Consider the following 18,123-nt stretch of genomic DNA (forward strand, 5'->3'; position numbering starts at 1 on the left):
ACTTTGCTGCCTCCGGCACATTGTGACGATGGGGCAACGGTGATGCGGCGAGAGGAAAATCACGTGATCAGGAAGAGCATGCTGGCGGCCGCGCTGCTGGCAATGACCTTGAGCAGTTGCGGCGATTCGCCGGCGATGAAAGCCGAGGACGCCAAGGACAACAGCGACATGACCGCGCTCGGCCCGGTGCCGACGCAGGCCGCGAAAGAAGAGCTGAACTTCCAGCAGAAGCGGTTGGAAGGCTGCACCGCACGCCAGAAATATTATCAGGATCTGGGCGTCTGGATCTCGGGCGGCGTCAATCCCATCGTCGACAAGGAAAGCTGGGACGCGCTTAGCAATGATGCGCGCGACGAGATCTTCGAAATCGCCGCCTGCCTTGCCGCCAGCGGCAAGACCGGCCCACAGCAAATCACCATCGGTGCACAGGGGTTCGATGCCCCGGTCGTGACGCGGATGGTGCCCAATCAACGCGAATGGCAGGTTCCTCAATGATCGATTTCTACACCGCCGCCACGCCCAACGGGTACAAGATCGCCATCTATCTGGAGGAAGCGGGCATCGAATATCGCCCGCATTTCCTGTCGCTGTCCGACAATGATCAGAAGACGCCGGAATTTCTGGCCATCAATCCCAATGGCCGCATCCCGGCCATCGTCGATCGGGACGCGGGCGATTTCGCAGTGTTCGAGTCCGGCGCCATCCTCCTCTATCTCGCCGAAAAGACTGGCAAATTCTGGCCGGCCGATCCCAAGGAACGCTCGGTCCAGACGCAGTGGCTGATGTGGCAGATGGGCGGGCTTGGGCCTATGATGGGCCAGCTTAACGTCTTCAAACGCTACTTCCCGGAAAAGCTGCCCGCCGCGATCGAGCGTTATGAGCGGGAGAGCTACCGGCTATTCGGCGTCCTCGAAAAACATCTCGGCGAAGACGGTTATATCGGTGCCGATTACGGCATCGCCGACATGGCCTGCTTCCCTTGGGTAGCGGCCTATAAGTGGCCCGAATTGTCTTTGGAAGACTATCCCAAGCTGAAAGCCTGGCATGATCGCATCCGCGCCCGCCCCGCGGTGGAGCGGGCGATGCAGGTGCCGCCACGTGCCGATGTTTCGAGCAAGGAAGGCACGGACAAATTCGTGAAGGGCGCGCGCTCGATGCTCGCCTGAGCGGGGCGCGTCCTTTCACCATGATCCTGCGCGACGCCCGACCCGAAGACGCCGCCGCTCTGGCCGCTCTGGGCCGCGACAGCTTCCGCGCTGCGTTCGAGCATCTCTACGACCCCGCCGACCTCCAGACCTTTCTGGAGACGGTTTATAATGACGACGCGGTGGCGAGCGAGATTGCCGATCCGCGGCTGCTTCATCGCCTGGCGGAAGATGGCGGCGGTCTGGCGGGCTTCTGCAAGATCGCGCTCGACAGTGGATTTCGCGAACATAGCGACGCCGCGCAGCCGATTGCACTGAGCCAGCTTTATACCGCACCGAATCGCACCGGACAGGGCATCGGAGCATCGCTTACCGCCTGGGCGCTGGCCGAAGCGCGGCTGCGCGGCGCGGACGCGGTGCAGCTCTCGGTCTGGGCGGAAAATGTGCGCGCGCAGGCCTTCTACGCGCGCTTCGGTTTCAAGAAGATCGCCGATATCGACTTCTGGGTCGGCAATCATCGTGACGACGAGTTCCTGCTGGAACTGCGGCTCTAACGCTTCCCCCGAACGTGCGGGGGGGGCCTCCCCTAAATTCGAACCTGGCTGCCCAGTTCCACCACGCGGTTGGTGGGCAGACGGAAGAACTCCATCGCCGTCGCCGCATTGCGGAGCATCCAGGCGAACAGCTTCTCGCGCCATACCGCCATTGCCGGCTTTTCGGACGGCAGTAGCGTCTGGCGCGACAGGAAGAAGCTCGTCTGCATCATGTCGAACTCGCCGCCGCAATGGTCGATGTTGAGCAGCGCCAGCGGCACATTGGTTTCCTGCATGAAGCCATAATGCAGGATCATGCGATAGAAGCCGTCGCCCAGATCGGTCATATTGTACCGCTCGCTTTCATCCACGAAGGGCACGTCCTGGATTTCCACGGTCAGGATGACCACGCGCTCATGCAGCACCTTGTTGTGCTTGATGTTGTGGAGCAGCGCCGATGGCACGCCGCGGGTGCTCGACGCCATGAAGATGGCGGTGCCGGGCACGCGCGTCGCGCTGCTTTTCGCGGATTTGGTGAAGATCTCGATCGGCAGCGCAACCTCCATCATCCGCTCGCGCATCAGCTTGCGGCCCTTGGACCAGGTCGTGAGCAGCGTGAAGGCGAAGGCACCGACCAGCAGCGGGAACCAGCCGCCATCGGGAATCTTGGTGGTGTTCGCGGCAAAATAGGCGCCGTCAACGATGAAGAAGATGCCGACCAAAGGCACCACCCACCACAGCTTCCAGCGCCATACGCTGACCAGAAGCACGGCGAGCAGACAGGTGTCGATCAGCATCGCCCCCGTCACCGCGATACCGTAAGCTGAGGCAAGGTTGGAGCTGTTGCGGAAGGTAACGACCAGTAGCAGCACCGCGATCATCAGCACCCAGTTGATGATCGGGATGTAGATCTGGCCTTGTTCGGAGACGCTGGTGTGCTGCGTCGAAAGGCGCGGCACGAAGCCGAGCTGGATTGCCTGATGGGTGACGGAGAACGCACCGGAGATCACCGCCTGGCTGGCAATGAAGGTGGCCATGGTGGCAAGGATCACCATCGGCAGCCGCAGCATATCGGGCGCCAGCAGGAAGAACGGGTTCTCCATCGCCTGCTGCGCCGCTGCGCCGTCCAGCGCGTCGATCATCGCGCCCTGGCCGAAATAGTTGATGAGCAGCGCGGGCATTACGAAGCCGAACCAGCTGAGCCGCAGCGGCCCTTTGCCGAAATGCCCCATATCCGCATAGAGCGCCTCCGACCCGGTCACCGCGAGGACGACCGACCCCAGCGCCAGAAACGCGATCCACTTGTCGACCAGGAAGAACTGCAACGCGTAATAGGGGTTGATCGCATAGAGGATCACCGGATTCTGGACGATCTGGATGATCCCAAGCACCGCCAGCGTCACGAAATAGACGATCATCACCGGCGCGAAGAGCGCGCCCACTTTGCTGGTGCCGCTCTTTTGGATCATGAACAACATGATCAGCAGTACCACCGCGATGGGCACTACGAGCGGCTCCATGCCAGCCTGCACTACGGTGATGCCCTCCACCGCCGATAGCACCGAAATGGCCGGTGTGATCATCGAGTCGCCGTAGAACAGGGCAGTCGCGAAGACGCCCAGGATCACGATCAGTGATCCGCGCTTGGCCGAATTCACCTGCCGCATCAGCAGCGCGAGCAGGGCGAGCGTACCCCCCTGCCCCTTATTGTCGGCGCGCATCAGGATGATGACATATTTGATCGCCACCACCAGCACCATCGACCACAGGATCAGGCTGACGACTCCGAAGATATGGATGCGGTCAATCGCGAGCGGGTGCGGCCCGACAAAGGTTTCGCGGAAGGCGTAGATCGGGCTGGTGCCGATATCGCCGAACACGATGCCCACAGCGCTGAACGCGAGCTTCGCCTTGGCACTGGGGGCGTCTCGGCGCGCATGGGCGCTCACCATCTGCGAATCGTCAGGCACGAAGTGTCCAGCCAGTCATGTACGAAATTGCCCCGAGGACCATGGATCGGCTCGCTTTATCGCTTGCCATTGCGTTGCGCCGCCAAGGGCGGAGAAGCGCGGCAATTAGCACGCCGCGATGGTCTGTGCAATTGCGCGCTAACGGGGGCTGTCCGCGGCTGTCCCGCTCTGTGACGGCGCTTGCTGTGTGGCCTGTTGGGCCGCCATGGCGCCCGATAGCATCTGTGCCAGCGCCTCGGCCTGCGGCCGCACCTTTTCGCGCCATTCGCCGGCGCGGTAGTCGCCGTTGAGCAGGCTGGACCAGAGGATCAGCGCATCCTCCGGATTGCCGTCGCGCAGGGCGGCGAGCCCGGTGAAATAGACAGGGCCGGGATGGCGCGGATCGAGTGCACGGGCGCGCTCGAAAGCGAGCTTGGCTGCTGGTGGCAGTTTACCGTCCGATGCCATCATGAGATCGAGGCCCACGGCCGTCCACAGGTCCGCATTGCGCGGATCGGTCTTGAGGCCGCCACGCAGGATTTGCACCGCCCCCTCATAATCCCCGCGCCGGGCATAGCCGTCCGACGGCAGAATATAGCGTTTGGCCGGCGTGAAATTGCGATCCATGAGGCTGCGCACGTCGATGAGCGAGGCCGTCACCTCTTCGCGCGCCTCTTCGGGCTGTCCGGGCGCGCCGGGAAGGCCAGGCCGCCCCTGCCATTGATAGCCGGCAAAAGCGAGCAGGATGGCCGCGGCGACCAGCTGGAACACCGGGCGCGTCATGCCGCCGACGAGCCAGAGGCCCGCAAACACCATCAGCGCCAGCGCAATCATGATGGCCCAGCCGATCATCGCTTGAACCGTCCCCAGGCAAGCCAGATGCCGAAGCCGATAATCAGGATCGGCGCGAACCAGAGCGGCCAGGTAAGCGGGCTGACGGGCGGATCATAGGTGATGTAATCGCCATAGCGCTGGATGAGATAGCCGCGCACATCGTCGGCGGACTGCCCCGCGGCGATGCGGCTGCGTACCTCGCTGCGCATGGCGCCGGCAATCGGCGCATCGCTGTCCGCGATCGACTGGCTCTGGCACTGCACGCAGCGGATTTCGTACATCAGATCGCGCGCGGCAGCTTCCTGCGCGGGATCGGACAATTGTTCATTGGCGAACGGCGCGTCGACGCCGCCGTCATTCTGTGCGGCCAGCGGCGCGGCAACGCAGAAGGCGAGCGCCAACAGGGCGAAAAGCCGCATCATGACGCGTCCTTCCAAGCCCGGAGGAGTTCGGGCACATCCTCCGCTCGGATATCGCCGATATGCTGCAGGAGGATCGTGCCGTCGGGCGCGACGAGATAGGTTTCCGGCACACCGCTGGCGCCGAAGACCACCTGCAAGCGCCCGTCGCGATCCGCGCCGATCCGCGTGAAAGGATCGCCATATTGATCGAGGAACTTGCGCACATTCTCCGGATCGTCGCGCAGGGCAATCCCGGTGATCGGCACGCCCGCCGCCGCCAGCGCGGCCAGCTGAGGTGCCTCCGCGCGGCAGGGAATGCACCAGCTGCCGAAGAAATTGACGAGCTGCGGCTTGCCATCATCCAGATCGTTGCTGGCAAGGCCCGGCTTGCCTTCCACGGCGGGCGGCAGGCTGAATTCAGGCACCGGCTGTCCGATCAGGCGGGATCGCACGAAGTCATCGCGATCCCGGTTCATACCCCACAGAACCAGCATGACGATCAACCCGAACAGGACGAGCGGGAACCACAGGACCCAGCGGCGGCTCATGCGAAACCCTCCTGCTGCGTCTTCGGGAAGCGGGCGCGGAAACCGCGCCAGACACGGCCAATGAGCGCCAAGGCGCCGCCAAGCGCGATCAGCACGCCGCCCAGCCAGATGAGCGAGACGAACGGTTTCCACCAGAGGCGGAGCTGCCAGCGCCCTTGTTCATCCTGCGCGCCCAGCGTGGCGTACAGCTGCCCGTTCCAGCGGCTCAAAAGCGCCGCCTCATTGGTCTGCATCACGGGTGAGGAATAGCTGCGCGACTGCGGATGGAGAATCCAGCGCCCGTCGCCCTTCTTGGCGAGCACGCGCGCCTCGATCGCGGTCCAGTTCGGCCCCGCCACCGGATCGAGGCCGAGCAGCTGCACTTTCCAGCCGCCAACTTCCAGCTCCTCGCCGTAGCGCACGGCAGCAAGACGTTCCTGCGTGAACCCGCTTTCAGACGCCATGCCGACAACCGCGACGGCGACCCCCAGATGCGCCAGCACCATGCCCCAGATCGGCAGCGGCGTGCGCAAAAGCTTGCGGCCCCATAGCGGCACGATGCTCGCCACCGCGAGTCCGGCGGCAAAGACCAGCCCGAGCAGCGGCAGGATCCCCGTTCCGGGCGCCAGCACCAGCAGCAGGATCAGCGCGACGACGCTCGCCCCTGCGGGCAGCACCAGCTTTCTCGGCAAGCTGCCCGATCCGTCGCGCCGCCAGCGCAGCAACGGCCCGGCGGCCAAGAACAGCATCAAGACCAGCGCGACCGGCACCGTCGTCTTGTCGAAATAAGGCGGGCCGACCGAGAGCTGCTCACCGAACAGACCCTCTGCAATCAGCGGATAGAGCGTGCCGATCAGGACGATCGCCAGGATCGCGGAAAGAAGGATATTGTTGGCAACCAGCCCGCCTTCCCGGCTGAACAGATGGAAGGGCGCTCCCTGTCTTACGCTGCCGATGCGCGTGCCGAACAGGACCAGCGCGCCGCCGATGTAAAGCGCGAGGAGGACGAGGATGAAGGTGCCGCGCTCCGGGTCCACGGCGAAAGCATGCACGCTCGTCAGGATGCCCGAGCGGACCAGAAACGTGCCGATCATCGACATGGCAAAGGCGGTGAGAGCGAGCATGATCGTCCAGGCGCGCAGCGCATCGCGCGCGGCGAGGACGGAAACCGAATGCAAGAGCGCCGTCGCCGCGAGCCAGGGCATCAGCGAAGCGTTCTCGACCGGGTCCCAGAACCACCAGCCGCCCCAGCCAAGCTCATAATAGGCCCAGTAGCTGCCTGCGGTGATGCCGAGGGTGAGGAATATCCAGCTGATCAGCACCCAGGGCCGCATCGCGCGGGCAAATGCGGGCCCCGCCTTGCCGGTCAGCATCGCGCCCACGGCAAAGGAAAAGGCCACCGACAGGCCGACATAGCCGATGTAGAGCGTAGGCGGGTGGAAGGCGAGGCCGGGGTCCTGCAGCAGCGGATTGAGCCCCTGCCCCGTCGGCGCAGGCGGGCTGAGCCGCGCAAACGGGTTCGAGGAGAACAGCAGGAAGGCGTAGAAACCCAAGGCGATGACGCCTTGCGCGCCCAGCGTGGCAGCGAAGCTGCGCGCATCGAGCTTGCGCTCCAGAAGCGCGATCAATCCACCGGTGAGCGACAGCACCGTGACCCAGAGCAGCATCGAGCCTTCATGATTGCCCCACGCACCGGCAATTTTATAGAGCATCGGCTTGTCGATATGGCTGTTGAGCGCGACCAGTCCGACCGACAGATCCGTGCGCGCGAAAAGCCATAGGAGCATCGCGAAGGCGGTCAGGCTGAGCAGACCCTGCGCCACCGCGAACCCGCGCAGCGATGCAGTGAGCTGGGCCAGCCGATCCCCAAGACCGCCAAAACCCGCAAAGGTCTGCAGCAGCGCCATCGCCGCGGCGAGCCACAGGGCGGCAAGGCCGGCCTCGGCGATCATGAGGTAAAGACCATCATTTGACCAGCGTCTGACTCTCGCTGATCACCGCCGCCTTGTCGATATTTCCAAGCTCACGCGGGACGTAATTCTCGTCATGTTTGGCAAGCAGATTGTCCGCCACGAATGTGCCCCTACCATCCATGCGGCCGGTAGCAACCACGCCCGATCCTTCGGTGAACAGATCCGGCACGATGCCGCGATAGGTGACGGGCACCGTCGCCTCTCCGTCGCCCACGCGGAAATCGGTGGTGACGCCGTCTGCGGCATGTTTGATCGTGCCGGGCATGACGAGCCCGCCCAGGCGGATCGCCTGGCCCGGCGGCACGTCCGCCTTCACCAGCGCGGCGGGCTGATAGAAATAGGCGGCCTGGTCCTTGAGGCCGAGCATGGCAAGCAGCCCCGCGCCGATCAGCGCGACCACGGCGAGGACGACGAGCGTCAGGCGCTGATGCTTCGCCTTCATTTGCGCTTCAAAGCCTCCGCGCTGCGCTCCGCCCTGCGCATCGCACCATAGCTGGCGACCACCAGTCCGGCCATTCCGACCAGCACTGCGCCATAAGCGAGGATGACATAGGTCCACTGAGTCATGCCGCCGCGAGCCTCTGCAACCGCGCCTCGACGCGGATATCGGCAAGCGCGGCACGCATGCGCATCAGCACGATCGCGCCGAAAAGGAGCGAAAAGCCGAGCACGCTGGCGAGTAGCGGCCACAGGAAGGAGCTGTCGATCGTTGAGCCGGACAAGGTGATGCTGGGCGGCTGATGCAGTGTCTGCCACCACACCACCGATCGGTTGATAACGGGAATGTTGACCGCGCCGATGATGCCGAAAATCGCGGCAATGCGGCTGGTCTGGCCGCGCTCGCTGGTCGCGCTGACGAGCGCGATATAGCCGATATAGAGGAAAAACAGCACGAGCATCGAGGTCAGCCGCCCGTCCCATACCCACCATGTGCCCCAGGTCGGACGGCCCCAGATCGAACCGGAGAGCAGGCACAACCCCGCGAACACCGCGCCGGGCAGAGCTGCCGCGCGCGCGGCGATGCCGGCCAGCGGATGCCGCCAGACCAGCTGGACCACGCTGGCGATGGCAATGGCCACCCAGCCGCCCATGCCAAGCCATGCGGTCGGCACATGGATGTAGAGGATACGCACCGTCTCGCCCATCAGTCTGTCCGCAGGTGCGACGACCAGCCCCCAGATGCAGGCACCGACGGTCAATGCCAGCCCGCTCCAGAACAGGACCGCGGTCATCGGACGGGCGATTTTCAGAAATCTGGCGGGATTGGCGAAACGATGCATGAGCTTGCGCCGAAACTAGGCGGTTTTGCGCGCCAAGGAAAGACGGATGGGCCGGAATCAAAGACGAATCCAACAAAGCCGCCGTCATGGTCCCGCGCCGCCGCCGGAGCAGAGGCGCGGGGCATGAGTTCAGCGTCCGATCAATTCCCGTGCCATGCGGTCCGCGACATTGGCAGAGGGAACGCCCTCGGACTCGCTGCGCTGCCAGATCGCTTCCAGACGCTCGGGGATCTTGTCGATCCGCGCATTGACTTCGTCGACCGACGCCTCGCCCAGATATTCCAGGCCGATATTGATGACGCCGCCGGCGTTGATCACGTAATCGGGCGCATAGAGGATGCCGCGGTCCATCAGGCGCTGCGCATCGTCGGGCCGGGCGATCTGATTGTTCGCGCCGCCCGCTACGATCGGCACGTTGAGGTTCGCAATCGAAACCTCGTCAAGGATCGCGCCAAGCGCATTGGGGCTGAACACGTCCGCCTCCACGCGCATAATGTCTGACAGACCCACTTGCTCGGCGCCGGTTTCAGCAGCGAGCGCGGCGGCGCGGTCCTTGTCCATATCCGCAATGGTCAGCTTCGCGCCGTCCTTGGCGAGCAGACGGGCAAGCCCGCCGCCCACGCTGCCGACGCCCTGGATGGCGACATGTACGCCGTCCATCGATTCGCGGCCCAGCTTATGGCGCACCGCTGCGCACACTCCCAGATAGACGCCGCGCGCGGTGAACGGGCCGGGATCGCCGCCCGCCTCGCTCGCATCTTCCTGCGGCAGGCCGGAGACATATTTGGTCTGCTTGGCGATCTCGACCATGTCGCTGTCGTTGATGCCGACGTCTTCCGCCGTGACGTAGCGACCGCCCAGCGAATCGATGGCCCGGCCATAGGCGGCCAGCATGTCCTTGGTCTTCTCGCGCGCTTCGCCGGCCAGAATCACACCCTTACCGCCGCCGAGCGGAAGTCCCGCCATGGCGTTCTTGTAGCTCATACCGCGCGAGAGGCGCAGCACATCGGTCAGCGCGTCAGCCTTGTCCGCATAATGCCAGAAGCGCGTGCCGCCGGTGCCGGGCCCGAGATGGGTGGAATGCACCGCGATGATAGCCGACAGGCCGGAGCCGATGTCATTGGCATAATGCACGGTCTCGTGCGCGTCGTAATCCTTATGTGACCAGAGCGATTGCATCGGAGGTGTCCTGTCGTGATCGAAATTAACGGTCTCGAACGCGCAATAATCATACCGACGAGCTTTGTCACCGCTTTGTCGCCATCCGCTGCGAACGGATGTCATCATCGAAATCAACGAACAGGAGAAAAATGGGGCGATCGAGGGGTCTCGAACCCCCGACCTCCGGTACCACAAACCGGCGCTCTAACCATCTGAGCTACGATCGCCACGGGCAGTCATGCTGCCGAGAAGGGCGCTCTGTAAGGCCGTGCGAGCCCGAGCGCAAGGCCGTTGCCGAGCATGGGTGCATCGGGCTACCCCGAAGCGGGTTCGAACGAGGGGCAGGCAATGAGGAGGGGAACCGATGGCGCGCTATAAACCGGGGCCCGGCATGCTGGTGGCCGCCGCGTTCATCGGCCCCGGCACCGTTACCGCCTGTTCCGTGGCGGGTGTCGATTTCGGCATGACGCTGCTTTGGGCGTTGGTGTTTGCGGGCATCGCGACGATCACGCTGCAATATGCCGCCGCGCGGGTCGCCGTGCTGCGCGGACAGGGCTTGGCACGCGCCATGGTGGACAGCGCCGGTTCCGCGCCCGCCAAGCTGGCGCTCGGCCTCCTCATCGTCGTCGCCTTGGGCCTCGGCAATGCCGCCTATGAAAGCGGTAATATCGGGGGTGCGGCGCTGGGCCTCGGCGCGCTCGGTTTGGACGCACCCGCGCCATGGCCGGCGCTGTGCATCGGCGCGGTGGCAGCAGGCCTGCTCGCTTTCGGACAGGTGAAATGGTTGATGCGCCTGCTGGTGGCACTCGTGATGCTGATGAGCCTTGCCTTCCTCATCGCCTGCATCGCGGTGCGGCCCGATCCGGGCGCGCTTCTGGCCGGCCTCGTGCCGCGCATTCCTGAAGGCGGCCTGTTCACCGCCATCGCGCTGATCGGCACCACCATCGTGCCCTACAATCTGTTCCTACACGCCGCGGCCTCGCGCGAGCGTTGGAGCGCGGACGAAGACCCTGCCGAAATGCGGCTGGAGACGATCGTTTCGATCGGCATCGGCGCGCTCGTCTCGATCGCGATCCTGATAACGGCGGCGGCGAGCGGCGTGGGCGGCGGCATCGGCAATGCCGCCGATATCGCGCGGCAGGTGGAGCCGGTCTACGGCCCCCTCGCCCGCTATGCCATCGGCGCAGGGCTGTTCGGCGCGGGGCTGACCTCTTCGGTCACCGCACCGATGGCGACGGGCTACATTCTGTCCGAACTGTGGCCCGGCGGAGATCCGAAGCGCCTCGTCTTTCGCATTACGGCAACGCTGATCGTCCTGATCGGCACCCTCGTCGCGGCGACCGGAACGGATCTGGTGGCCATCATCCTGGTCGCGCAGGTGGCCAACGGGCTGCTGCTGCCGATCGTCGCCGGTATCCTCGTCTGGTTGATCCACCGTTCGCGCAGCACGGGCGCGCCTCTTCTGTGGGGTGCGGGGCTGGTGTGGCTGATTTGCCTGCTTCTCGGAACCCGTCTCGTCCTCCGCGCGCTAGGGTTATGGCCATGACAGCACAGATCGATCTCAATGCAGACCTTGGCGAAATGCCCGAATCGGCCGCACGCGACATCGCGATCCTGAACATCGTAACCAGCTGCAACATCGCCTGCGGGGGCCATGCCGGCGATGCGCAGAGCATGGCGGCGATGCTGGCAGCGGCCAAGGAACGCGGCGTCGCAGCGGGCGCGCATCCGAGCTATCCGGACTGCGAGCATTTCGGGCGCCGATCGCTCGACATCTCTGCCGATTCGCTGACGGACAGTCTGCGCGCGCAGATCGCCGCCTTTGCCGCCGTGGCGGATCAAGCGGAGGTGCCGATCCACCACATTAAACCGCACGGCGCGCTCTACAACGATATGGCGGACGATGCGGCGCTGGCGAAACTGGTGGCCGAAACTTGCGCCGCCGCTTCGCCCGGCACGCCGCTGGTGGGCCTTGCCGGTTCGCAAGCTGAGGCGGCGGCGCACTCCGCAGGTCTTCCGTTCATTGCCGAGGCTTTTGTGGACCGGCGCTATACCGATGCCGCGCGGCTCGTTCCACGCGGCCGGGACGGCGCGGTGATCGCCGATCCCGCTGCCCGCGCCGCCCAAGCCCGCGCCCTCGCCACGGGCGAGGCCATCGAGGTGGAGGGCGGTACGTCGCTGCGCATCCGGGCCGACACGCTCTGCCTTCACAGCGATAGCGACGCCGCGCTGGAAAGCGCCGCCGCGATCCGCGCGGCGCTGGAGGAGGCAGGCCTGACGATCGAACCGGCGGCCGGTCGATGAGCAGCATTTTCACCGCCGACGATTGGCTGAGCGCGCCAATCCCGGATCGCAGCCGCCGTCACGCCGCCACCGAACATCTGCTGCGCGCCGATGACTGGGAGGAGGTCGTGCCCGGGCTGGACAGCCTGAGCGTCCGGTTCGATCCGGAACGCACCGATCCCGCTACGGCGCGCGCGCTGTTCTCCCGGCAGCTCGATCGGTCCGATGCGCATGCCGCCGCTGCGGCCCGCGAGCAGGTGATTGCAGTATGTTACGATGCGCAGTTCGCACCCGATGCGGGCATGGTGGCGGACCGGCTTGGCATCGCGTTGGACGATCTACCCCGTTGGCATGCCGCGCAGGAATGGACGGTGGACATCATCGGCTTCCAGCCCGGTTTTGCCTATTGCCGCGCGGAATGCGATATTCCGGGCATCGACCGCCTAAACGAGCCGCGCCAATCCGTTCCCGCCGGCTCGATAGGCCTGCTTGGCGGACTGTGCGGACTTTACCCCTTCGAGGGGCCGGGCGGTTGGCCGCTGATCGGACGCACGCCGCTGGCGCTGTTCGATGCATCGCGGGATCAACCTGCCCTGCTCTCCGCTGGCACTAGCGTGCGGTTTGAAGCGATCGATCGCGCGCAATTTGACGAAATGGCAAGCCGCTGATGGCGCGGATGCACATTCTTGATGGCGGCCTGCAGACCAGCCTGCAGGGTCGGCCAATGGCGGGGCGGCGGCACATCGCCCTTCCCGGCGCGGGCCCCGCCGATCCGGTGAGCCAGGCGCTCGCCAACTGGTGCGTCGGCAACGCGCCCGATGCCGCGACGCTGGAGATCACGCTTTCGGGCGCAAGTGTCCGATTCGATGCGCCGGCGACGGTCGCGGTCTGCGGCGCGGCGGACAGTGCGGATATCGATGGGCGCGGCGTGGACACGCAGCGCAGCCACCGGCTTGAGGCGGGATCGGTGCTGCATATCCACGGCGCGCGGCGCGGCGTGCGCAGCTATCTGGCCGTTGCGGCCGGGTTCGATGCGCCGCAACTGCTCGGCGGCACCTCCTCCTATCTGCCCGCGGCTATCGGCAAGCCGCTGTTGCGCGCGGGAATGGAGCTAGGCTTTACCCGCGGCGATGCGGGCGAGGAGCGGCATGTGCCGGACAGCTACCGGCTGACGATGACGGACGAGATCGGGCTCCACGCCGTGCCCGGGCCCGAATACGATCGGCTGGATGCCGAGGGGCGGCGCGCGCTGTTCGAGGATGCGTTCACGATCGGCAACCGCGCCAATCGTATCGGTTGCGAGCTGGAGAACACGGCCTTGCGCCCCGCCCCTTCGGGTATCACCAGCGCGGCGGTATTTCCGGGCACCGTACAGGCGCCGCCTTCGGGCAAGCCCTTTTTGTTGGGCGTCGATGCGCAAACCACGGGCGGCTATCCGCGCATTGCGCAGGTTATCCGCGCGGACCGGCACAGCATCGGCCAACTGCGGCCCGGAACCCGCGTGCGGTTCCTGCGCACAGACCCGGAGCGAGCCGCCGAAATCCTGCGGCGCAAGCTGTTGCTGTGGCGCGCGCTTACGCCTTCGCTGCACTTATAGAAAAACCGCCACCGCGGGCAGCCGAAGCTTCCGCGATGGCGGTTTTAAAAGATACCGGGGGTTCGCGAAGAACCCGCGCCGGATCACTTCTTGAGGCTGAGCCCGCCGAAGCGCTTGTTGAAGCGTGCCACCTGGCCGCCCTGATCCATCAGGCGCTGGTTGCCGCCGGTCCATGCCGGGTGCGAGGTGGGATCGATATCCAGCTGCAGCGTGTCGCCTTCCGCGCCCCAGGTCGAGCGGGTCTCGAACACGGTGCCGTCGGTCATCTGGACCTTGATCATGTGGTAATCGGGGTGAAGATCTTTTTTCATGCGCTTAGGCTCCGATTGCAGGCCGGTTTCCGAACGGCCATGGGGAGGAAAGCGCGCGCCTTAACGGCGCGCGCGGGAATTGGCAAGCGATGTGCTACGCTCTTAGCGGATCAGCTGGCGGACGGCGGGTCCGCGATCATCGCGGTGAAGCTGGCTTCGGCGGCAAGCTGATCGCCGATCATGGCCTTGCCTTCGAACCGGCACACGCGCGCGCGCTTCTGCAGGAAGGAGACGTTGAGCTCCAGCAAACAGCCCGGTTCCACCGGCGCACGGAACTTCGCGTTCTCGATCGCCATGAAATAGACGAGCTTGTTCGATCCGACCAAATCGAAGCTTTCCATCGCCAGTACGCCGGCAGCCTGCGCCAGCGCCTCGACGATCATCACGCCGGGCATGATCGGACGGCCGGGGAAATGCCCCTGGAAGAAGTTTTCGTTCATCGTGACGGCCTTCACCGCCTTGATGCTTTCGCCTTTTTCCAGTTCGACCACGCGGTCGACCAGCAGCATGGGATAACGGTGCGGGAGCACCGCCATCACCTTTCGAACGTCATAATCCAGCGCGTCAGCCATGGTCAGTCGCTTCAGCGGCTTTCGGGCTGTGCCGCGGCGGCGGCGGGCTGTGCCTGCTGCTGCGCGGCAAGACGCTCCCGCTGCGCACGCGGCAGCCAGCCGGCGGGCGGCACGATCTGCGCGGCGGGGATCAGGCGGTTGAGCTGCGCCGTGATCTCATCGGTTAGGTCATATGCGTCATCGCCATCGATTACCGAACCGGCGCCGAGCAGGAGGCTCACCTTCGCCTGGGCGCGGGCGGCGTCTACGGCGGCCTTCAGCTGATCGCTGATCTGTTCATTCACATAAGCTTCGGACAAAGCGACCGGCTGCAGAATCTGCTGCAGCTGCTGCTCGCTGTCGTTCTGGATCTGCTGGATCTGGCCGTAGAGCGTCTGCAGCTGGGTCTGATCGGGCGTTGCCGACTGGCGCGCAGTGTTGAACTGATTGGCCAGCGGCTCGAGACGCTGCGCAGCGGCCTGGCGAGCGGACTGCGCCTGCTGGATCTGCGCGGCATAAGTGGTCTGACGCTGCTGAGCTGCGGTCGTGTACGCGCTCGACTGGCGGGCGGCGGCTTCCAGATCGGCAAAGGCGATACCCTTCACCTGCTGTGCGGCCACGGGGGCGGCGAGCGAAACGGTGGCCGTGGTTGCCGCAAGAGCCAGCGACGCGGCTTTGATCAGATGTTTCATCAGAATTGGGTTCCTACGTTGAACGTGAAGGTCTTGGTATCGTCGCCCTCCTGCTTCAGCAGCGCCGTTGCGACGTCGATGCGAAGCGGGCCGAAGGGCGAGTTCCAGTTGACGCCGGCGCCGATCGAAACGCGCGGGCTGGCGCTGTCCCCGACGAACCGTTCCTGGAACGGCGTGCCGGTGCTGGTGAGAACGGTGGCACCGGCCGGGCAGGTGTCGCCCATGCCTTCCACCGTGCTCGCCGGATTGTCACCCGACGCCGGAACCGCGCAGGCGACATTGCCCGACGGGAAGCGCTGGGTGGTGGTCAGGCGCGGATCGCCGGGCAGGAAGCTGTCCACCAGCGGCCGCGTAATATCGAAGACCGAGCCGATGTCGACGAAGACCGACGGGCGCAGGCCCAGCTCGCGCACGCTCGAGCCGAGCGGAACTTCCAGCTCGAACCGGCCCAGATAATAGGCCCGGCCACCAATGGCGCTGTCCTGAATGCTGTTGCGATCGGTCGGGAAGAGCGGCTCACCCTGATCGTTGAGCACGATATCGGCCGCGCTGCTGTTCGAATTGCAGGCCACGGGATCGCCGCCGCCTTCGGCAGTGTTCATGCACAGCACCGGGCCGCGCTGCACGCGGGGGCCGATGCCGCGAATGTCGAAACCGCGGATCTGGGGTTCACCCAGGAAGAAGCGGTCGGTCAGACGGATATCGTCGACCCCTTGCGACTCGAGCCCACGATTTTCGAGCGGATGGATGTACCCGCCCTCGGCGCGAACGGAGAAGATGAAGCCGTTATAGACGTTCCACCATTTGCCGCTTTCAACCTTGGTTCGGATGAACTTCACATCACCGCCCAGACCGGCGAAGTCCTGCGTCAGCGTGACATAGTGGCCACGTCGCGGACGGATGCGGTTGTCGCGCGTGTCGTAGTTCAGTGAATAGCTGAGCTGCGAGGTGATGCGGTTACCCTCGGCATCGCAGAGATAGCGGTTGATCAGGCTGGGATCGCACTCCAGCACGCCATCGCCATTGATGTCGGACCGGAAACGATCGTTCACCGTCACATCGTCGTTGACGAGGCTGTAGCGCAGCGAGCCGTAGAGATATTCGTTGATCGGCACGCCGACGCCAACCTGCGCACCGGTGGAGATCTGGTTGAAGTTCGTCTGCCGGTCGTTGTTCACGCCGAAGAAGAAGTTGCTGTAATCCTTACGGAAAATATCGCCGCTGATCGCGATGTTCTTGTCGAACAGATAAGGCTCGGTAAAGCCCAGCTGGACCGACTTGTTGAACTGCGAATAGCTGGCCGAGGCGCGCAGCGTCTGGCCCTTGCCGCGGAAGTTGCGCTGCTGGATCGAGCCCTGGAAAATGAAGTTCTCGATCGAGGAGAAGCCCGCCGACAGCGTCAGCTCACCGGTCGAGCGTTCCTGCACGTCGGTCGACAGGATGATCCGGTCGGGCTCGCTGCCCTGGCGCTGCTTGATCTCCAGATCGTCCTGGAAATAGCCGAGCGACTTGATGCGGTTGGCCGAACGCTGCACCTGGAAGCTGTTGAACGCATCACCTTCGGCTAGACGGAATTCACGGCGGATCACCTTGTCTTCGGTGATGCGATTGCCGTTGATCTCCACCTCTTCCACATAGGTCCGATCCGAGTCGGCGACCTGGAAGGTGATGTTCATCACATGATCTTCGCGGTTCGGATCATATTGCGGCCGGACATCGGCAAACGCATAACCGAACAGGCCGGCAGTCTCGGTCAGGCTCTCGACCGTGTCTTCCACCAGCTTGGCGTTGAACCAGTCACCCTTCTTGATCGCGAGATTGCGCGTCAGCGCCTCGCTATCGAAGTCGCGGATTTCGCTCTCGACCTTCACATCGCCGAATTTGTAGCGATCTCCTTCCTCCACCACATAAGTGATGATGAAGTCCTTTTTGTCCGGCGTCAGCTCGGCAACCGCGGAAACGACGCGGAAATCAGCATAGCCTTCGGTCAGATAGAACTGGCGCAGCTTCTGCTGGTCGGCGGCAAGCCGATCCGGATCGTAGCTGGTGTTCGACGAGAAGAAGCGGAAGAAGCGCGACTGCTTCGTGTACATCTCGCTGCGAAGTTCGCTGTCCGAGAACTCCTCATTGCCGATGATGTTGATCGCGCGGACCTTGGACTTGGGCCCCTCGTTGATTTCGAATACGATATCGACGCGGTTCTGATCGAGTTGCACCGCCTTCGGCTCCACGCTCGCAGCGAAGCGGCCCTGGCGCTTGTAGAGCTCGATGATGCGCGCAACGTCCGCACGCACTTTGGACCGGGTGAAGATCTGGCGCGGCGCCAGCTTGATCTCCGGCGTGATCTTATCGGTCTTGAGGCGCTTATTGCCCTCGATCAGGATGCGGTTGATCACCGGGTTCTCGACCACGGTTATTAGCACATTGCCGTTATCGTTGCGGATCGAATAATCCGCGAACAGCTCGGTCTCGGCCAGATCGCGCAGCGCCTGGTCGGCCGCTTCCGGCGTGTAGACCTGGCCCGGACGCAGCTTGATATAGGTGAGCACCGTATTGGGCTCCAGCCGCTGGGTGCCCGCGACGGAAATGGTGCGGATCACATCCTGTCCGGGGCGGGTTGCGTCCGTCTGAACGGCCTGCTGCGTTGCCGGCGCGGTCGCGGCCGGCTGGGCGGTCTCGCTCTGCGCGGAAGCTGGCGCGGCAATGCCCGCCAGGATGGTGCCGCTGAGGAGCGCCGCAGCGAAGCGCGTGCGACCGTTCGTGCAATGACGTGCTGTCACCTGGATCAATCCCGTTCCCTTACCGGCGGCGCGCGCCGGTCCCAATTCCGCCGGCATGGGGGCCGGCTCCTATTCAATCGGGCGCCGCCTTGCACGAAGCAGGCGG

At 64.6% G+C, this 18,123-nt stretch carries 20 protein-coding genes and 1 tRNA gene; 7 read left to right on the forward strand and 14 right to left on the reverse strand.

Translation table 11 applies throughout. The annotated features are described in order from the left end of the window. Positions 1-63 precede the first annotated feature (63 nt). From H7X45_RS07320 to H7X45_RS07330, 3 genes are read left to right on the forward strand one after another with little or no spacing between them, the layout of a single operon-like run. Positions 64-495, forward strand: a complete 432-nt coding sequence (locus tag H7X45_RS07320) for a hypothetical protein (RefSeq protein WP_187336837.1) — start codon at positions 64-66, stop codon at positions 493-495. Next, on the forward strand, positions 477-1,166 hold the full coding sequence (locus H7X45_RS07325) for a glutathione S-transferase family protein (protein ID WP_246449795.1): 690 nt from the start codon (positions 477-479) through the stop codon (positions 1,164-1,166). Before H7X45_RS07320 ends, H7X45_RS07325 begins: the two co-directional genes overlap by 19 nt. Positions 1,167-1,186: 20 nt before the next feature. Continuing rightward, on the forward strand, positions 1,187-1,699 hold the full coding sequence (locus H7X45_RS07330; RefSeq protein ID WP_187336838.1) for a GNAT family N-acetyltransferase: 513 nt from the start codon (positions 1,187-1,189) through the stop codon (positions 1,697-1,699). A 32-nt stretch (positions 1,700-1,731) separates the two neighbouring features. Here the strand turns inward: H7X45_RS07330 and H7X45_RS07335 are convergent, their stop codons facing one another. The 10 genes from H7X45_RS07335 to H7X45_RS07380 all read right to left on the reverse strand — a co-directional run bounded on the left by H7X45_RS07335 (position 1,732) and on the right by H7X45_RS07380 (position 10,030). Beyond that, the gene (locus tag H7X45_RS07335) at positions 1,732-3,630 is read right to left on the reverse strand and encodes a potassium transporter Kup (protein ID WP_187337040.1); all 1,899 of its coding nucleotides are present in this window, start codon (positions 3,628-3,630) and stop codon (positions 1,732-1,734) included. Positions 3,631-3,786: 156 nt separating this feature from the next. Next, complete coding sequence (locus tag H7X45_RS07340; protein WP_187336839.1) at positions 3,787-4,479, reverse strand: tetratricopeptide repeat protein; 693 nt, start codon at positions 4,477-4,479, stop codon at positions 3,787-3,789. Then, positions 4,476-4,883, reverse strand: a complete 408-nt coding sequence (locus H7X45_RS07345; protein ID WP_187336840.1) for a cytochrome c-type biogenesis protein — start codon at positions 4,881-4,883, stop codon at positions 4,476-4,478. Before H7X45_RS07345 ends, H7X45_RS07340 begins: the two co-directional genes overlap by 4 nt. Then, positions 4,880-5,410, reverse strand: coding sequence for a DsbE family thiol:disulfide interchange protein (locus H7X45_RS07350; protein ID WP_187336841.1), 531 nt, complete (start codon positions 5,408-5,410; stop codon positions 4,880-4,882). Before H7X45_RS07350 ends, H7X45_RS07345 begins: the two co-directional genes overlap by 4 nt. Beyond that, complete coding sequence (locus H7X45_RS07355) at positions 5,407-7,341, reverse strand: heme lyase CcmF/NrfE family subunit (protein WP_187336842.1); 1,935 nt, start codon at positions 7,339-7,341, stop codon at positions 5,407-5,409. The genes H7X45_RS07350 and H7X45_RS07355 overlap by 4 nt, the downstream gene beginning before the upstream one ends. Positions 7,342-7,354: 13 nt before the next feature. Next, on the reverse strand, positions 7,355-7,804 hold the full coding sequence (ccmE, locus tag H7X45_RS07360) for a cytochrome c maturation protein CcmE (protein WP_187336843.1): 450 nt from the start codon (positions 7,802-7,804) through the stop codon (positions 7,355-7,357). Then, positions 7,801-7,929 carry a heme exporter protein CcmD gene (gene ccmD / locus H7X45_RS07365; RefSeq protein WP_187336844.1) on the reverse strand — a complete coding sequence of 43 codons (129 nt, stop codon included), beginning with the start codon at positions 7,927-7,929 and terminating at the stop codon, positions 7,801-7,803. Before ccmD ends, ccmE begins: the two co-directional genes overlap by 4 nt. Continuing rightward, positions 7,926-8,642 (reverse strand): heme ABC transporter permease CcmC, encoded by a 717-nt coding sequence (ccmC, locus tag H7X45_RS07370; RefSeq protein ID WP_187336845.1) that lies wholly within the window; start codon positions 8,640-8,642, stop codon positions 7,926-7,928. Before ccmC ends, ccmD begins: the two co-directional genes overlap by 4 nt. Before the next feature lie 129 nt (positions 8,643-8,771). Beyond that, complete coding sequence (locus tag H7X45_RS07375; protein WP_187336846.1) at positions 8,772-9,821, reverse strand: Glu/Leu/Phe/Val family dehydrogenase; 1,050 nt, start codon at positions 9,819-9,821, stop codon at positions 8,772-8,774. Between the two features lie 132 nt (positions 9,822-9,953). After that, a tRNA-His gene (locus H7X45_RS07380) sits at positions 9,954-10,030 on the reverse strand. Between the two features lie 137 nt (positions 10,031-10,167). Here H7X45_RS07380 and H7X45_RS07385 point away from each other — a divergent pair. Genes H7X45_RS07385 through H7X45_RS07400 form a run of 4 tightly spaced genes read left to right on the forward strand, consistent with a single transcriptional unit; the run spans position 10,168 to position 13,683 of the window. After that, positions 10,168-11,349 carry an NRAMP family divalent metal transporter gene (locus H7X45_RS07385; protein WP_187336847.1) on the forward strand — a complete coding sequence of 394 codons (1,182 nt, stop codon included), beginning with the start codon at positions 10,168-10,170 and terminating at the stop codon, positions 11,347-11,349. After that, positions 11,346-12,107, forward strand: coding sequence for a 5-oxoprolinase subunit PxpA (pxpA, locus tag H7X45_RS07390; protein ID WP_214645530.1), 762 nt, complete (start codon positions 11,346-11,348; stop codon positions 12,105-12,107). The genes H7X45_RS07385 and pxpA overlap by 4 nt, the downstream gene beginning before the upstream one ends. Continuing rightward, the gene (locus H7X45_RS07395) at positions 12,104-12,754 is read left to right on the forward strand and encodes a 5-oxoprolinase subunit B family protein (protein ID WP_187336849.1); all 651 of its coding nucleotides are present in this window, start codon (positions 12,104-12,106) and stop codon (positions 12,752-12,754) included. The genes pxpA and H7X45_RS07395 overlap by 4 nt, the downstream gene beginning before the upstream one ends. Then, complete coding sequence (locus H7X45_RS07400; RefSeq protein ID WP_187336850.1) at positions 12,754-13,683, forward strand: 5-oxoprolinase subunit C family protein; 930 nt, start codon at positions 12,754-12,756, stop codon at positions 13,681-13,683. Before H7X45_RS07395 ends, H7X45_RS07400 begins: the two co-directional genes overlap by 1 nt. An 83-nt stretch (positions 13,684-13,766) precedes the next feature. On the opposite strand, the gene rpmE is transcribed toward H7X45_RS07400, so the two are convergent. From rpmE to bamA, 4 genes are all read right to left on the reverse strand, one after another. Further along, a complete protein-coding gene (rpmE, locus tag H7X45_RS07405; protein WP_187336851.1) occupies positions 13,767-13,994 on the reverse strand; it encodes a 50S ribosomal protein L31 in 228 nt (75 codons plus the stop codon). Between the two features lie 110 nt (positions 13,995-14,104). After that, the gene (gene fabZ / locus H7X45_RS07410) at positions 14,105-14,566 is read right to left on the reverse strand and encodes a 3-hydroxyacyl-ACP dehydratase FabZ (protein ID WP_187336852.1); all 462 of its coding nucleotides are present in this window, start codon (positions 14,564-14,566) and stop codon (positions 14,105-14,107) included. Positions 14,567-14,577: 11 nt separating this feature from the next. Then, positions 14,578-15,237 carry an OmpH family outer membrane protein gene (locus tag H7X45_RS07415; protein WP_187336853.1) on the reverse strand — a complete coding sequence of 220 codons (660 nt, stop codon included), beginning with the start codon at positions 15,235-15,237 and terminating at the stop codon, positions 14,578-14,580. After that, entirely contained in the window at positions 15,237-18,074 is a 2,838-nt protein-coding gene (gene bamA, locus H7X45_RS07420; RefSeq protein ID WP_187336854.1) for an outer membrane protein assembly factor BamA, read from the reverse strand. Before bamA ends, H7X45_RS07415 begins: the two co-directional genes overlap by 1 nt. Between the last annotated feature and the right edge of the window lie 49 nt (positions 18,075-18,123).

The sequence above is a fragment of the Novosphingopyxis iocasae genome (assembly GCF_014334095.1).
Lineage (GTDB): Bacteria > Pseudomonadota > Alphaproteobacteria > Sphingomonadales > Sphingomonadaceae > Novosphingopyxis > Novosphingopyxis iocasae.

Coding starts and splice junctions, on each gene's coding strand:
- H7X45_RS07350 (WP_187336841.1), bottom strand. CDS start 5,410: ATGAGCCGCCGCTGGGTCCTGTGGTTCCCGCTCGTCCTGTTCGGGTTG.
- H7X45_RS07400 (WP_187336850.1), top strand. CDS start 12,754: ATGGCGCGGATGCACATTCTTGATGGCGGCCTGCAGACCAGCCTGCAG.
- pxpA (WP_214645530.1), top strand. CDS start 11,346: ATGACAGCACAGATCGATCTCAATGCAGACCTTGGCGAAATGCCCGAA.
- H7X45_RS07330 (WP_187336838.1), top strand. CDS start 1,187: ATGATCCTGCGCGACGCCCGACCCGAAGACGCCGCCGCTCTGGCCGCT.
- bamA (WP_187336854.1), bottom strand. CDS start 18,074: ATGCCGGCGGAATTGGGACCGGCGCGCGCCGCCGGTAAGGGAACGGGA.
- ccmE (WP_187336843.1), bottom strand. CDS start 7,804: ATGAAGGCGAAGCATCAGCGCCTGACGCTCGTCGTCCTCGCCGTGGTC.
- ccmD (WP_187336844.1), bottom strand. CDS start 7,929: ATGACTCAGTGGACCTATGTCATCCTCGCTTATGGCGCAGTGCTGGTC.
- ccmC (WP_187336845.1), bottom strand. CDS start 8,642: ATGCATCGTTTCGCCAATCCCGCCAGATTTCTGAAAATCGCCCGTCCG.
- H7X45_RS07395 (WP_187336849.1), top strand. CDS start 12,104: ATGAGCAGCATTTTCACCGCCGACGATTGGCTGAGCGCGCCAATCCCG.
- H7X45_RS07355 (WP_187336842.1), bottom strand. CDS start 7,341: ATGATCGCCGAGGCCGGCCTTGCCGCCCTGTGGCTCGCCGCGGCGATG.
- H7X45_RS07415 (WP_187336853.1), bottom strand. CDS start 15,237: ATGAAACATCTGATCAAAGCCGCGTCGCTGGCTCTTGCGGCAACCACG.
- H7X45_RS07335 (WP_187337040.1), bottom strand. CDS start 3,630: ATGGTGAGCGCCCATGCGCGCCGAGACGCCCCCAGTGCCAAGGCGAAG.
- H7X45_RS07375 (WP_187336846.1), bottom strand. CDS start 9,821: ATGCAATCGCTCTGGTCACATAAGGATTACGACGCGCACGAGACCGTG.
- fabZ (WP_187336852.1), bottom strand. CDS start 14,566: ATGGCTGACGCGCTGGATTATGACGTTCGAAAGGTGATGGCGGTGCTC.
- rpmE (WP_187336851.1), bottom strand. CDS start 13,994: ATGAAAAAAGATCTTCACCCCGATTACCACATGATCAAGGTCCAGATG.
- H7X45_RS07325 (WP_246449795.1), top strand. CDS start 477: ATGGCAGGTTCCTCAATGATCGATTTCTACACCGCCGCCACGCCCAAC.
- H7X45_RS07385 (WP_187336847.1), top strand. CDS start 10,168: ATGGCGCGCTATAAACCGGGGCCCGGCATGCTGGTGGCCGCCGCGTTC.
- H7X45_RS07340 (WP_187336839.1), bottom strand. CDS start 4,479: ATGATCGGCTGGGCCATCATGATTGCGCTGGCGCTGATGGTGTTTGCG.
- H7X45_RS07345 (WP_187336840.1), bottom strand. CDS start 4,883: ATGATGCGGCTTTTCGCCCTGTTGGCGCTCGCCTTCTGCGTTGCCGCG.